General features: G+C 69.7%; 14 protein-coding genes. 8 read left to right on the top strand and 6 right to left on the bottom strand.

The features are described from left to right. Nucleotides 1-9: 9 nt before the first annotated feature. The gene (locus ACIBJB_RS25520) at nt 10-405 is read right to left on the bottom strand and encodes a helix-turn-helix transcriptional regulator (RefSeq protein ID WP_398933439.1); all 396 of its coding nucleotides are present in this window, start codon (nt 403-405) and stop codon (nt 10-12) included. A gap of 103 nt (nt 406-508) precedes the next feature. Between ACIBJB_RS25520 and ACIBJB_RS25515 the strand changes: the two genes are divergently transcribed. From ACIBJB_RS25515 to ACIBJB_RS25495, 5 genes are all read left to right on the top strand, one after another. After that, nucleotides 509-1,663: an anion permease gene (locus ACIBJB_RS25515; RefSeq protein WP_398933438.1), complete on the top strand. Its 1,155-nt coding sequence runs from the start codon at nt 509-511 to the stop codon at nt 1,661-1,663. Nucleotides 1,664-1,683: 20 nt separating this feature from the next. After that, nucleotides 1,684-1,920: a hypothetical protein gene (locus ACIBJB_RS25510; protein ID WP_398933437.1), complete on the top strand. Its 237-nt coding sequence runs from the start codon at nt 1,684-1,686 to the stop codon at nt 1,918-1,920. A 27-nt stretch (nt 1,921-1,947) separates the two neighbouring features. Beyond that, on the top strand, nt 1,948-2,820 hold the full coding sequence (ppk2, locus tag ACIBJB_RS25505) for a polyphosphate kinase 2 (RefSeq protein ID WP_398933436.1): 873 nt from the start codon (nt 1,948-1,950) through the stop codon (nt 2,818-2,820). Nucleotides 2,821-2,968: 148 nt separating this feature from the next. Beyond that, nucleotides 2,969-4,714: an aminotransferase class I/II-fold pyridoxal phosphate-dependent enzyme gene (locus tag ACIBJB_RS25500; RefSeq protein ID WP_398933435.1), complete on the top strand. Its 1,746-nt coding sequence runs from the start codon at nt 2,969-2,971 to the stop codon at nt 4,712-4,714. Further along, on the top strand, nt 4,711-5,514 hold the full coding sequence (locus ACIBJB_RS25495; protein WP_398933434.1) for a phosphatidate cytidylyltransferase: 804 nt from the start codon (nt 4,711-4,713) through the stop codon (nt 5,512-5,514). The genes ACIBJB_RS25500 and ACIBJB_RS25495 overlap by 4 nt, the downstream gene beginning before the upstream one ends. 74 nt (nt 5,515-5,588) lie before the next feature. On the opposite strand, the gene sodN is transcribed toward ACIBJB_RS25495, so the two are convergent. Continuing rightward, on the bottom strand, nt 5,589-5,984 hold the full coding sequence (gene sodN, locus ACIBJB_RS25490) for a superoxide dismutase, Ni (protein WP_020136639.1): 396 nt from the start codon (nt 5,982-5,984) through the stop codon (nt 5,589-5,591). A 145-nt stretch (nt 5,985-6,129) separates the two neighbouring features. Between sodN and sodX the strand changes: the two genes are divergently transcribed. Next, the gene (gene sodX, locus ACIBJB_RS25485; protein ID WP_398934001.1) at nt 6,130-6,567 is read left to right on the top strand and encodes a nickel-type superoxide dismutase maturation protease; all 438 of its coding nucleotides are present in this window, start codon (nt 6,130-6,132) and stop codon (nt 6,565-6,567) included. Here sodX and ACIBJB_RS25480 read toward each other — a convergent pair. Continuing rightward, the gene (locus ACIBJB_RS25480; RefSeq protein WP_355757500.1) at nt 6,471-7,100 is read right to left on the bottom strand and encodes a CGNR zinc finger domain-containing protein; all 630 of its coding nucleotides are present in this window, start codon (nt 7,098-7,100) and stop codon (nt 6,471-6,473) included. The genes sodX and ACIBJB_RS25480 overlap by 97 nt on opposite strands. Before the next feature lie 98 nt (nt 7,101-7,198). Between ACIBJB_RS25480 and ACIBJB_RS25475 the strand changes: the two genes are divergently transcribed. Further along, nucleotides 7,199-7,957: a class I SAM-dependent methyltransferase gene (locus tag ACIBJB_RS25475; RefSeq protein ID WP_398933433.1), complete on the top strand. Its 759-nt coding sequence runs from the start codon at nt 7,199-7,201 to the stop codon at nt 7,955-7,957. A gap of 99 nt (nt 7,958-8,056) precedes the next feature. Here the strand turns inward: ACIBJB_RS25475 and ACIBJB_RS25470 are convergent, their stop codons facing one another. Genes ACIBJB_RS25470 through ACIBJB_RS25460 form a run of 3 tightly spaced genes read right to left on the bottom strand, consistent with a single transcriptional unit; the run spans nt 8,057 to nt 10,752 of the window. Then, nucleotides 8,057-8,818 carry an amino acid ABC transporter ATP-binding protein gene (locus ACIBJB_RS25470; RefSeq protein ID WP_398933432.1) on the bottom strand — a complete coding sequence of 254 codons (762 nt, stop codon included), beginning with the start codon at nt 8,816-8,818 and terminating at the stop codon, nt 8,057-8,059. After that, complete coding sequence (locus ACIBJB_RS25465; RefSeq protein ID WP_398933431.1) at nt 8,815-9,759, bottom strand: amino acid ABC transporter permease; 945 nt, start codon at nt 9,757-9,759, stop codon at nt 8,815-8,817. Before ACIBJB_RS25465 ends, ACIBJB_RS25470 begins: the two co-directional genes overlap by 4 nt. A gap of 30 nt (nt 9,760-9,789) precedes the next feature. Next, the gene (locus ACIBJB_RS25460) at nt 9,790-10,752 is read right to left on the bottom strand and encodes an ABC transporter substrate-binding protein (RefSeq protein WP_398933430.1); all 963 of its coding nucleotides are present in this window, start codon (nt 10,750-10,752) and stop codon (nt 9,790-9,792) included. Nucleotides 10,753-11,332: 580 nt separating this feature from the next. On the opposite strand from ACIBJB_RS25460, the gene ACIBJB_RS25455 reads away from it, so the two are divergent. Beyond that, complete coding sequence (locus ACIBJB_RS25455) at nt 11,333-12,556, top strand: NADP-dependent malic enzyme (RefSeq protein WP_398933429.1); 1,224 nt, start codon at nt 11,333-11,335, stop codon at nt 12,554-12,556. Nucleotides 12,557-12,780 lie beyond the last annotated feature (224 nt).

The following is a 12,780-nucleotide window of genomic DNA, read 5'->3' as shown; positions in this document are numbered from 1 at the left end:
GGCTTCACGTTAGGCCCGACGGGGCCGGGTGTGCCTGCGGACCACGCACGGTGGGATCTCCGCGATCTCCTCGTGGGAGCGGGCGCGGTACGCGCTCGGGGTCTCGCCCACCAGTTCCGTGAAGCGTGAGCTGAAGGAGCCGAGGGACGTACACCCCACGGCCATGCAGACCTCGGTGACGGACAGGTCCCCGCGCCGCAGCAGCGCCTTCGCGCGCTCGATGCGCCGGGTCATGAGGTAGCCGTACGGCGTCTCACCGAACTCGGCGCGGAAACTGCGCTGGAAGTGACCCGGTGACATCAGCGCGGTGCGGGCGAGCGCGGTCACGTCGAGTGGCTCGGTGTACTCGCGGTCCATCCGGTCTCGCGCCTGCCGCAGCCGCACCAGGTCCTCGATGCTCACCATCACGCCAGCATCGCACGACGCTCACGAGCTGGGCGCGTGGACCTGGAACGGGCTTTGCCTCGCGTTCGCCTGCCGTACGGAAGCGCTTGCTCCCATGAGAGGCATGGACCACATCACGTTCCTCGTGGCGGTCGTCATCGTCACGGCTCTGGCTTTCGACTTCACCAACGGATTCCACGACACGGCCAACGCGATGGCGACGTCCATCGCGACCGGCGCACTGAAACCCCGGACCGCGGTCCTGGTGAGCGGCGTCCTGAACGTCGTCGGTGCCTTCCTGTCGACCGAGGTCGCCAAGACGATCTCCGGCGGCATCGTCGACGACTCCCTCGTCTCACCGGGGATGATCTTCGCGGGGCTGGTCGGAGCGATTCTGTGGAACCTGCTGACCTGGCTGGTCGGCCTGCCGTCGAGCTCGTCGCACGCCCTGTTCGGCGGACTCATCGGCGCCGTGTGGGTCGGTGCCGGCTCCCACGGTGTGCACTTCGACAAGGTGGTCGAGAAGATCCTGATCCCCGCGGTGGCCTCGCCGGTGGTGGCGGGTGTGGCGGCGCTGATCGCCACCTACTTCGCCTACAAGCTCACCGCCCGTGCCCGCAAGGACTCGGTGACCAAGGGTTTCCGGCTCGGCCAGATCGCCTCCGCGTCCCTCGTCTCCCTCGCGCACGGCACCAACGACGCCCAGAAGACCATGGGCGTCATCACGCTGACCCTCATCTCGGCGGGCGCGCTCGGCCACGACGCCGGTCCGCCGGTCTGGGTCATCGCCTCCGCCGGTCTCGCGATCGGCCTCGGCACCTACCTCGGCGGCTGGCGGATCATCCGCACCATGGGCAAGGGCCTCACCGAGATCCAGTCCCCGCAGGGCTTCGCCGCGGAGACCGCGTCCACGACGGTCATCCTGACCTCCGCCCACCTCGGTTTCGCCCTGTCGACCACCCAGGTCGCCTCGGGCAGCATCCTCGGCGCGGGCCTCGGCCGGAAGCTGGCGGAGGTCCGCTGGGGCATCGCCGGGCGCATGGTCGCGGCCTGGCTGATCACCCTGCCGGCGGCCGCGCTGGTCGGCGGCATCTCCGCGAGCGCCGTGAAGCACGGCGGCAACTTCGGCACGGTCGTCGTCGCGCTGGTCGGTGCCGCCGTCGCCGCGGGCATCGTGCTGCTCTCGCGCCGCAACCCGGTCAGCGCGCACAACGTCAACGACGCCCACGAGGTCACCCTCCGCACCGAGCCGCCGGCCCGCGTCGGTACGGCCGCCTGAACCCCTCAGGAGTTCCCGTCATGAGCATCGACTGGTCCGCACTCGGCCAGGTCACCGCGGTGAGCGTCGGCGTCACCGTCGCCGTGGTCGTCGTCTTCGCCCTCGGTGTCCTGGGCCTCGCCCGCTTCGAGGGGGCGAGGGAGGATGGCGGTGGTGGCACTTCGACACTCGGCATCGCCCAGGCCGGCCTGTGCTTCCTCGCCTGCGCGGCGGTGGTGGCGTACGGCATCTATCTGATCGTGCCGCAGTTCCACTGATCCACCGAGACGAGAGGGGGAGCACCGATGACGCCCCTGCTGACCGACCTGAAGGTCGACTACACAGACCCCGACGACCCCGTCCTCATCCGCCCGGACGGCAGCACGATCGACACCTGGCGGGAGAACTACCCCTACGCGCACCGCATGGAGCGCAAGGAGTACGACTGGCACAAACGGCTCCAGCAGATCGAACTGCTGAAGCTGCAGAGCTGGATCAAGGAGACCGGGCGCCGGCTCGTCATCGTCTTCGAGGGGCGGGACGCGGCCGGCAAGGGCGGCACCATCAAGCGCTTCACGGAGCACCTGAACCCCCGTGGCGCGCGAGTGGTGGCGCTGGAGAAGCCCACCGAGCGCGAGCGCGGGCAGTGGTACTTCCAGCGGTACGTCGAACATCTGCCGACCGCGGGCGAGATCGTGCTGTTCGACCGGTCCTGGTACAACCGGGCCGGGGTGGAGCGGGTCATGGGCTTCTGCACGGACGACGAGTACCGGCGCTTCATGCGGCAGGCCCCGCTGTTCGAGCGGATGCTCGTCGACGACGGCGTGGACCTGCTGAAGTTCTGGTTCTCGGTCTCCCAGGGCGAGCAGCGCACCCGCTTCACCATCCGTCAGATCGACCCCGTACGGCAGTGGAAGCTCAGCCCCATGGACCTCGCGTCCCTGGACCGCTGGGACGACTACACCGCCGCCAAGGTCGCCATGTTCCGTGAGACGGACACCCAGTTCGCGCCCTGGACGGTGGTCAAGAGCAACGACAAGAAGCGGGCCCGCGTCGAGGCCATGCGCAGTGTGCTGGCCCGCTTCGACTACTCCGACAAGGACGACGAGGTCGTCGGCACGCCCGATCCGCGGATCGTGGGCGCGGCGCCTGGACTGCTGGAGGCGGGCGAGGACTAGAGGCACGCCGGGGGCGGGTCGAGTGCCGAGGCACAGAAGGAGGGACCGCGCCTGAGCACCCGTACTCAGGCCGGTAGCGGCGCTCGGCTCTGGCGGGGGCGACGCGGGTTTTCCATGATGCAACCCACCCGCGTCGAAAGAGGTGCTCATGGCTCGCGACCTGCAGCTGCGCACAGCCACTTCCGAGGATCTCGACTGGATCCACGAACTGCGTCACCGCGTCTACGCACAGGAGTTGGGCCAGCACGCGCCGGATCCGGCCGGGCGGCTGCGCGACGGTCTCGACGGGGACAACGTCTACCTCGTCGCGGCGCGCGGAACGGCCCGCATCGGCTTCGTCAGCCTCACTCCGCCCTGGCTGGGACGGTTCGGGCTGGACAAGTACCTGACCCGCGACGAACTGCCGGTACTGTCCGGCCACGACGTGTTCGAGGTGCGCATCCTCACCGTCGAGCCACGCTGGCGCACCACCTCCGCGGCACCCCTGCTGATGTACGCGGCGCTGCGCTGGATCGCCTCCCGGGGCGGCCGTCGGGTGGTGGCGATGGGGCGCACGGAAGTGCTCGACCTGTACCGGGCCGTCGGTCTGCGCGAGGTCGGTCGTACCGTCCGCAGCGGGGCGGTGACGTTCGAGGTGCTGACCGGCGAGGTGCCCGAGCTGACCAGGCGGGCGAGGGAGCGGTACGGCAGCGCCCTGGAGCGGTTGCGGTCCATGGTGGACTGGCGGCTCGACATGCCGTTCGCGCCCCGGCCGGACGGCTGCGAGCACGGCGGTGCCTCGTTCACCGCCATCGGCACGGACTTCCGCACCCTGCACCGGCGGCACGACATCGTCATGGCCGATGTGCTCGACGCCTGGTTCCCGCCGGCCCCCGGAGTGCGGGCGGCCCTCGTGGACGACCCGGACTGGGCCGCCCGTACCTCGCCGCCGTCCGGCGCCGAGGGTCTGTCGGCGGAGATCGCCGCGGCCCGTCAACTGCCGCAGGACACGCTGGCGGTGGGCGCCGGTTCGTCCGACCTGATCTTCCGGGCGTTCGGCCGCCGGCTGACCCCGCAGAGCCGGGTGCTGCTGACCGACCCGTGCTACGGCGAGTACGCCCACGTCACGGAGCGGGTGATCGGCTGCCGGGTGGACCGTTTCCCGCTGCGCCGTGAGGACGGCTGGCGGATCGACCCGGACCGGCTGTCCGCGGCCGTCCACGCCGGCCGTTACGACCTCGTGGTGGTGGTCAACCCGAACAACCCGACCGGGCGGCACGCGCCGGCGTCCGGGCTGCGCGCAGTGATAGCGGCCGCGCCGGACCGTACGCACTGGTGGATCGACGAGGCGTACCTGGGCTACGTCGGCCTGGACGAGTCACTCGCCGGCCTCGCCGCGACGGACCCTCGGGTGACCGTCTGCACCTCGCTGTCGAAGATGTACGCGCTGTCCGGAATGCGGGCCGCCTACGCGGTGGCCGAACCTGCCACGGCGGAGGAGCTGCGCCGATGGACTCCGCCCTGGCCGGTCAGTCTGCCGGCGCAGCTGGCCGCCGTGGCGGCGCTGCGCGATCCGGAGTACTACCGCGACCGCTGGCACGCCACGCACGCCCTGCGCCGGGGACTCGCGGCGGATCTGGCCGGGTCGGCGCAGGACGTGACGGTCGAGGAGTCGGTGGCGAACTTCCTCTCGGTCACCCTGCCGCCGGGCGGACCGAGCGCCGCGCAACTGGTGGACGAGTGCCGCCGCCACGGTGTGTACCTGCGCGACCTGTCGCCGTTGTCGCCCTGCTACGAGGGGCGCACCGTGCGCATCGCGGTCCGCGACAGCGCCGAGAACGCGCGCATCGTGTCGGCCTGCCGGGCCGCTCTGGACGTGCTGCGGCCGGCTCTCGCCACGAGCACCGGTCGATGATCACGGTCGCTTCACTGGCGCCCTGCCTCGGTGGGGCGCTGGCCCTGGGCGGTGTGGCGGTGGCGGCCTCCGGGCGCCGCGAGCTGATCATCCGGTGGTGCGCCTGGGCGGTCGGGGTGCCGCTGGTCACCGGGGCGTTCTGGTGGGGCGAGCCGGGTACCGCGGCCGTCGCCGTGGTGGTCGGGGTGATCGCGGTGCTGGAGTTCGGCGGGCTGATGCAGCTGGCCCCGGTGGACCGTGCGGTGCTGGCCGCGGCGGTGACGGGTGTGGTGCTGACCACTTGGCTGGCGCCCGGAGAGGTGCTTCGGGCGCTGGCGGCCGGGGCGCTCACGGTGGCCGCGGTGCCGTTGGTGACCGGCGACGCCGACCATGGGCTGCGGCGGCTCGGCGCCGGGCTGCTCGGGCTGGCCTGGCTCAGTGTGCTGGCCGCGTTGGTGCCCCTCGGGGCGAGCGCGCTGGCGTTGTTCGTGGCGGTCTCGGTCGCCGACATCACGGCGTACTTCGCCGGACGACGGCTGGGTGGGCCTCGGTTGTCGCCGCTGTCACCGGCCAAGCGGTGGAGCGGGACCCTGGCCGGGGCCGCGGCCGGGCTCGGCGCGCTGGCCGCGCTGTCCGGCCTGAGCTGGCCGACGGCGGTCGCGGTGGCGGTCGGCGGACCGGCCGGGGACCTGCTGGAATCCATGATCAAGAGGGGCGCGCAGGTCAAGGACGCCGGCCACTGGCTGCCCGGCTCCGGCGGCCTGCTGGACCGGATCGACTCCCTGCTCGTCGCCTTGGCCGTGCTGCTCGTCCTGAGCTGACGTGCCGTATCGCGGAAGGGGCTCGGCCGGTATCAGCCGGCCGAGCCCCTTCCACACGTTCGCAGACCCGGGAGTCAGGCCTTCTTGGTCTCCCAGAAGATCTTGTCGATCTGGGCGATGTAGTCCAGAGCCTTCTGACCGGTGGCCGGGTCGGTCGACGCCTTGGCGGCCGAGAGGGCCTTGAGGGTGTCGTTGACCAGCTGGTGCAGCTCCGGGTACTTCTCGAAGTGCGGGGGCTTGAAGTAGTCGCTCCAGAGCACGGAAACGTGGTGCTTCGCGAGCTCGGCGCGCTGCTCCTTGATGACCGTGGCACGTGCCTGGAAGTGCGGGTCGTCGTTGGCGGCCATCTTCTCCTGCACGGCCTTCACCGACTCCGCCTCGATGCGGGCCTGGGCCGGGTCGTACACACCGCAGGGCAGGTCGCAGTGTGCGCTGACCTTGACCTTGGGGGCAAACAGGCGGGAAAGCATGGAGCATTCCTTCCTCGTGATCGTCTTCTCAGGTGCGACATTACTCCCTGGGAGAGCCGAAATCGCGGGTGCCCCCATGGGCTTAGGACAAAAGTCCGGGGTCAAACTGAGACTGGTGGATGAACGTACCGGGGAGGTGCCGGGGATGCCGGAGCTGTCGCAGGAGACCGAGCGGGAGAGGTCGTTGCTGCCCTTCGTGGGAGTGGCCGAGGTGACCGGGCCGTCGATGGTGCCCACGCTCCAGCACGGTGACCAGCTCGTCGTGCACTGGGGGGCCAGGATCGTCCCCGGTGACATCGTGGTCCTGCGGCATCCGTTCCAGCAGGACCTGCTCGTCGTCAAGCGGGCCGTGGAGCGGCGTGAGGGCGGCTGGTGGGTGCTCGGGGACAACGCGTTCGCGGGCGGCGACAGCACGGACTACGGCGTCGTACCGGAAGAGCTTGTGCTGGGGAAGGCCCGGCTGCGGTACCGGCCGCTCAAGCCGGGTCAGCGCTCGCCGCTGGCCGCCGTGCGCTGGGCGCTGTCCGCCGTCCGGCCCGTCTTCCCGGACCGGTCGGCCTCCAGGCGTTTGCGGGCCCGGTAGGCGGCCACGTTGGCGCGGGTGGCGCAGCGGTCGGAGCAGTAGCGCCGGGAGCGGTTGGTCGAGGTGTCCAGGTAGGCGTTGCGGCACGGGGAGGCCTCGCACAGGCCCAGCCGGTCCACGCCGTACTCGGTGAGGTGGAACGCCAGGCCCATCGCCGCGATCGCCGCGTACCCGGCGGTGGCGTTCGACGGATGGTCCGCCAGGTGCATGTGCCACAGCGGGCGGCCGTCGTCGTCGCGGAAGTCGTGCCCGGAGATCTGCGGACTCACCGGGAACTCCAGCAGGAGCGAGTTCAGCAGGTCCACCGCGAGCGTCTCGTCGCCGTTGTCCGCCGCCTCGAAGACCGACCGCAGCCGGGCCCGGACCGAACGGAACCGGGTGACGTCGGCGTCGGTGGCGCGGCGGGCGCCCGTGCCGTAGCCGCCGAACAGATCGCGGACGGCCTCCACCGAGGTCAGGGTGTCCTTGCCGCGGGCCGGGTCCTCGCTGTTGACCAGACGTACGGCATAGTCCGAGTAATAGGCCAGTTCCACTTGTAGTCCTTACGGAGGCGTTCTATCGTCGTGGCACGGTCGGGTAACAGCTGATCGCGCTTCCAGGGTATTACGACAGTGAGCGGACAGGGGTCCCCATGACGACTGGTGTCGGCACGGACTGGCAGGCCTGGCAGGAGAGCTGGGACCGGCAGCAGGAGTGGTACATGCCGGACCGCGAGGAGCGGTTCCGGGTGATGCTCGACATGGTCGAGGCCCTCGTCGGGCCCCGGCCGCGCGTGCTCGACCTCGCGTGCGGCACGGGAAGTATCACGGCCAGGCTGCTCGCCCGGTTCCCCGAGGCCACCAGCACCGGTGTGGACCTCGACCCGGCGCTCCTCGCCATCGCCGAGGGCACGTTCGCGGACGACGAGCGGGTCACCCTCGTGACGGCCGACCTCAAGGACCCGGACTGGCCGTCGAAGCTGCCGTACGACGCGTACGACGCCGTCCTGACCGCCACGGCCCTGCACTGGCTGCACAGCGAACCCCTCGCGGCCCTCTACGGCCGGATCGCGGAGCTCGTCCGCGACGGCGGTGTCTTCATGAACGCGGACCACATGATCGACGAGGCCACGCCCCGGATCAACGCGGCCGAACGCGCGCAGCGGCACGCGCACATGGACCGGGCCAAGCGGGACGGTGCCCTCGACTGGGCCGCATGGTGGCAGGTCGCCGCCGAGGATCCCGTCCTCGCCGGGCCGACGGCGCGCCGCTTCGAGATCTACGGCGAGCATGCCGACGGGGACATGCCGTCCGCCGCGTGGCACGCACGCGTGCTGCGCGAGAAGGGCTTCGGGGAGGCCCGGCCGGTGTGGTGCTCCCCCTCGGACACGCTGCTGCTCGCGCTCAAGTAGGCGCCCCTGCGCCCCTGCGACATGCGACATGCGAAAGGGGGCGGTACGGGAATCCCGTACCGCCCCCTTTCGCATGTCGTACCGCTCAAGGGCCTTCGACTAGAGGACCTTCGACAAGAACGCCTGGGTGCGCTCGTGCTGAGGGTTCGTCAGGACCTCGCGGGGGTCGCCGGACTCGACGACCACGCCGCCGTCCATGAAGACCAGGCTGTCGCCGACCTCGCGGGCGAAGCCCATCTCGTGGGTGACGACGACCATCGTCATGCCGGACTCGGCGAGGTCGCGCATGACGTCGAGGACGTCACCGACCAGCTCCGGGTCGAGCGCCGAGGTCGGCTCGTCGAAGAGCATCAGCTTCGGGTCCATCGCCAGCGCCCGGGCGATCGCCACCCGCTGCTGCTGGCCGCCGGAGAGCTGGGCGGGGTAGCTGCCCGCCTTGTCGGCCAGGCCGACCTTCTCCAGCAGCTCCCGCGCGCGCTCCCGGGCCTCGGCCCGGCTCGTGCCCTTGACCTGGACCGGCGCCTCCATGACGTTCTCGGTGGCCGTCATGTGCGGGAACAGGTTGAACCGCTGGAACACCATGCCGATGTCCCGGCGCTGGAGCGCGACCTCGCTGTCCTTGAGCTCGTACAGCTTGTCCGCCTTCTGGCGGTAGCCGACCAGCTGGCCGTCGACGTAGAGCCGGCCGGCGTTGATCTTCTCCAGGTGGTTGATGCACCGCAGGAAGGTCGACTTGCCGGAGCCGGAGGGGCCGATGAGGCAGAACACCTCGCCCTGCTTCACTTCCAGGTCGATGCCCTTGAGGACCTCGACCAGACCGTAGGACTTGTGGACGCTCTCGGCCCTGACCATGGCCGTCATACTGCCGCACCCCCTTGGCTCCGGAGCGACAGCAGGTTCGCCCTGATCTTCTGGAACGGCGTCGGCGGCAGGTTCCGCGACGAACCGCGGGCGAAACGGCGCTCCAGGTAGTACTGGAAGACGCTGAACACACTGGTCATGACCAGGTACCAGATGGACGCCACGAACAGCATCTCCATCACGGCGTACGAGGTCGAGCCGATCGTCGAGGTGGCGCGCAGCAGTTCGTTGTACGTCACCGCGTACACCAGCGACGAGGTCTTCAGCATGTTGATGAACTCGTTGCCGGTCGGCGGCACGATCACCCGCATCGCCTGCGGGATCACGATCCGGCGCAGCGTCTTGCCGTGGCTCATGCCGAGCGCGTGCGCGGCCTCCGTCTGGCCCTCGTCGACGGCCATCAGACCGGCGCGGCAGATCTCCGCCATGTATGCGGCCTCGTTGAGGCCGAGGCCCAGCAGGGCGCACATGAACGGGGTCATCACGTCCGTCATCTCGTCCTTGTAGATCGGACCGAGATTCAGCATCGGGAAGATCAGCGCCAGGTTGAACCACAGCAGCAGCTGGACGTAGACCGGGGTCCCGCGGAAGAACCAGATGTAGAACCAGGCCACCCAGCTCGTCACCGGGTTCTTGGAGAGCCGCATCACGGCCAGCACGACGCCGAGGACCACGCCCACGATCATCGCGAGGACGCTGATCAGCAGGGTGCGGCCGGCGCCCGCGAGGACCGTGGAGTCGAACAGCTTGTCGCCGACCGCGCTCCACTGGATCTTCTCGGCGGTGGCGAACGCGTTGACCAGCAGGGCCACCAGCGCCAGCACGATGACCGCGCTGACATAGCGGCCGTAGTGGCGGACCGGGATGGCCTTGATGGTCTCGGGGGCGGGGGAGGTGCGGGGCGGTGTGTCCGCCGGCCCCTTGTCGATCTTGTCAGTCACCGTGACTGCCCTTCAGTGGTACGGGGTCCGTCACTTGCCGCCGTTGACCGCGGCCTTGTCGATGGCGCCGGTCTGGGCGCCCCACTTGTCCAGGACCTTCTTGTACGTGCCGTCCTGGATGATGGCGTTCACGGCCGCCTCCAGGGCGCTCGTGAGCTCCTTGTTGTCCTTGTTCACGGCGATGCCGAACGGGCCGGCGTCGACCTGCTCGCCGACGACCTCGAAGGCGTTGCCGCCGTCGGCCTTGCGGGCGATGTCGACGGCGACCGGGTAGTCGTTGACGCCCGCGACCGCGCCGCCCGACTTCACGCGGGTCTGCGCCTCGGTGTCGTTGTCGAACGCCTCGATCGTCAGCTTCTTCTTGCCGGCCTTCGTGCACGCCGTGGACTGCTTCTGCAGGGCCTGCTCGTAGGTCGTGCCGTGCTGCACGGCGACCTTCTGACCGCAGAGGTCCTCGATCGAGCCGATCTTCTTCGGGTTGCCCTTCTGGACGTAGATGGCGGTGCCGGCCGTGAAGTAGTCGACGAAGTCGACACCCGGGCCGAGCTTCTTGCCCTTGTCGTCCAGCCCCTCCTGGCGTGCCTTGGTGTCCGTGATGGAGGACATGGCGACGTCGTAGCGCCCGGAGTTCAGTGAGCTGATCAGGCCGTCGAAGGAGCCCGAGGTGAACTGGAACTCCACGCCCAGCTGCTTGCTCAGCGCGGCCGCGATGTCGGGATCGACGCCGACGATCTTGCCGCCCTCCTGGTACTCCATGGGGGCGTACTCGGCGTTGGTGCCGACCTTGATGACACCGGCCTTCTGGATCTTCGCGGGCAGCTTGTCGAACAGCGGTGCGCTGCTGGACGACGAGGATTCCTTGGTGCTGCTGCCGCCGCTGTCCGTCTGGTCACCGCAGCCGGTGAGAATCAGGGCGCCGGCGACCGCGATCGCACCTACCGCGGCTGTCCTGGTGCGCGCGACGGTCGTACGACGGGTGGAGCTTGCGGTCATGGTGGGTTCCTCCGGCGGATGGGTGGAGTTGCCGATGGGCGGGGGCGACCGCCGAGTGGTTCGGCAGCACTGCCTTCATTCCTCAGGTCGACGAGAGCACACGCCTTCGAGTGTCGCGACCTCGTGTGATGACGGCATCTTGCCATTCGGACTGGACCATTCAGGGGGCCGGTCATGTCAAAATCGGATAACGGGTGACCCCCGAACCGCACCATGTCCGTACATCACGACCGGACCATCTGCGGGAATCTGGCATTCCGGCCGGAAGATCTTCGGTGCGTGTCGCGGAGCGGGTGACCTCTCCGGGGCGGCCCGTGGTCGCCCGAACGGCCCCGTGGTGATCGATGATCGATTTTCCGTTCGGGCATGTGACCTTGGACGTATTGGACTCGTCCCCGACGCCGTTCGTCCGGTAAGAAGGTTCTTTACACCCCTCATCCGGGGCTCAGGGCGCGTGTGCGGCGCGCCCGTCGTGTACCGGCCCGTACGAATCAGTGAACAGGGCCGTACGCGGTGCCCGCCCACTTCTCAACCAGGAGTGGCCACCCTCAAACCATGAAGACCTAAGGGGTAACACAAAGTGGCAGCGGAGATCGTCAATCCTCGCAGCGACAGCGATACGGGACAGGACGGAGGGGCCGAGCCCCTCGATTCCTTCGACCCCGCGTTCGCGCTGCACCGCGGCGGCAAAATGGCTGTGCAGGCCACCGTGCCGGTCCGTGACAAGGACGACCTGTCCCTCGCGTACACGCCCGGCGTGGCGAAAGTGTGCAGCGCCATCGCCGAGCAGCCGGACCTCGTCCACGACTACACGTGGAAGTCGTCGGTCGTCGCCGTCGTGACGGACGGTACGGCCGTGCTGGGGCTCGGCGACATCGGGCCCGAGGCCTCCCTCCCGGTCATGGAGGGCAAGGCGATCCTGTTCAAGCAGTTCGGCGGCGTGGACGCGGTTCCGCTCGCGCTGGCCTGCACGGACGTCGACGAGATCATCGAGACGGTGGTCCGTCTCGCGCCCTCCTTCGGCGGCGTGAACCTCGAGGACATCTCGGCTCCTCGGTGTTTCGAGATCGAGCGGCGGCTCCAGGAGCGGCTCGACATTCCCGTGTTCCACGACGACCAGCACGGGACCGCGGTCGTGACGCTGGCCGCCCTGCGGAACGCCGCGCGGCTGAGCGGGCGGTCGATCGGGGATCTTCGTGCGGTGATCTCCGGTGCGGGTGCGGCGGGCGTGGCGATCGCGAAGATGCTCGTCGAGGCGGGCATCGGAGATGTTTCGGTGGCCGACCGCAAGGGTGTCGTGTCCGGCGATCGGGACGACCTCACGTCTGTGAAGCGGGAGCTGGCCGGGTTCACGAACAAGGCGGGGCTGTCGGGGTCGCTGGAGGACGCGCTCGCGGGTGCGGACGTCTTCATCGGCGTGTCCGGCGGGACGGTGGCGGAGGCGGCCGTGGCTTCCATGGCCTCCGGTGCCTTCGTCTTCGCGATGGCCAACCCGGATCCCGAGGTGCACCCAGATGTCGCGCACAAGTACGCGGCCGTGGTGGCGACCGGGCGGTCCGACTTCCCGAACCAGATCAACAACGTGCTGGCATTTCCGGGGATCTTCGCGGGGGCGCTGCAGGTGCGGGCCTCGCGGATCACGGAGGGTATGAAGATCGCGGCGGCGGAGGCGCTGGCGGCGGTCGTCGGTGACGATCTGGCGGCGGACTACGTGATCCCGTCCCCGTTCGACGAGCGGGTGGCTCCGGCTGTTACGGCGGCGGTTGCCGCGGCGGCTCGGGCTGAGGGTGTTGCTCGCCGCTGAGTCTTGTCGGGTGTGAGGTGGCCTCGTCCGGGTGTGGTCCGGGCGGGGCCGATTCTTTGCATTTGGGTGCGGCTGATCGGGTGGCTGCGGGTTCGGTGGGGGCGGGCGTTGTGCGCAGTTCCCCGCGCCCCTTTTGTGCCTGCGGCGGCCTGTTTCGGTTCGGTGGGGGCTTGTGTAGCGCGTGGGGTTCGGTGGGTGGGTCGGGGCCGGGGTGGGGGGGGGGG

The sequence above is a fragment of the Streptomyces sp. NPDC050759 genome (genome assembly GCF_044456945.1).
Lineage (GTDB): Bacteria > Actinomycetota > Actinomycetes > Streptomycetales > Streptomycetaceae > Streptomyces.
This window is presented reverse-complemented; position numbering and strand designations above follow the sequence as displayed.

What these genes read in the sequence shown, in the direction of transcription:
- ACIBJB_RS25495 (WP_398933434.1), top strand. Translation starts at nt 4,711, where the DNA reads ATGATCACGGTCGCTTCACTGGCGCCCTGCCTCGGTGGGGCGCTGGCC.
- ACIBJB_RS25520 (WP_398933439.1), bottom strand. Translation starts at nt 405, where the DNA reads ATGGTGAGCATCGAGGACCTGGTGCGGCTGCGGCAGGCGCGAGACCGG.
- ACIBJB_RS25510 (WP_398933437.1), top strand. Translation starts at nt 1,684, where the DNA reads ATGAGCATCGACTGGTCCGCACTCGGCCAGGTCACCGCGGTGAGCGTC.
- ACIBJB_RS25470 (WP_398933432.1), bottom strand. Translation starts at nt 8,818, where the DNA reads ATGACGGCCATGGTCAGGGCCGAGAGCGTCCACAAGTCCTACGGTCTG.
- sodN (WP_020136639.1), bottom strand. Translation starts at nt 5,984, where the DNA reads ATGCTTTCCCGCCTGTTTGCCCCCAAGGTCAAGGTCAGCGCACACTGC.
- ACIBJB_RS25515 (WP_398933438.1), top strand. Translation starts at nt 509, where the DNA reads ATGGACCACATCACGTTCCTCGTGGCGGTCGTCATCGTCACGGCTCTG.
- ACIBJB_RS25460 (WP_398933430.1), bottom strand. Translation starts at nt 10,752, where the DNA reads ATGACCGCAAGCTCCACCCGTCGTACGACCGTCGCGCGCACCAGGACA.
- ACIBJB_RS25475 (WP_398933433.1), top strand. Translation starts at nt 7,199, where the DNA reads ATGACGACTGGTGTCGGCACGGACTGGCAGGCCTGGCAGGAGAGCTGG.
- sodX (WP_398934001.1), top strand. Translation starts at nt 6,130, where the DNA reads ATGCCGGAGCTGTCGCAGGAGACCGAGCGGGAGAGGTCGTTGCTGCCC.
- ppk2 (WP_398933436.1), top strand. Translation starts at nt 1,948, where the DNA reads ATGACGCCCCTGCTGACCGACCTGAAGGTCGACTACACAGACCCCGAC.
- ACIBJB_RS25500 (WP_398933435.1), top strand. Translation starts at nt 2,969, where the DNA reads ATGGCTCGCGACCTGCAGCTGCGCACAGCCACTTCCGAGGATCTCGAC.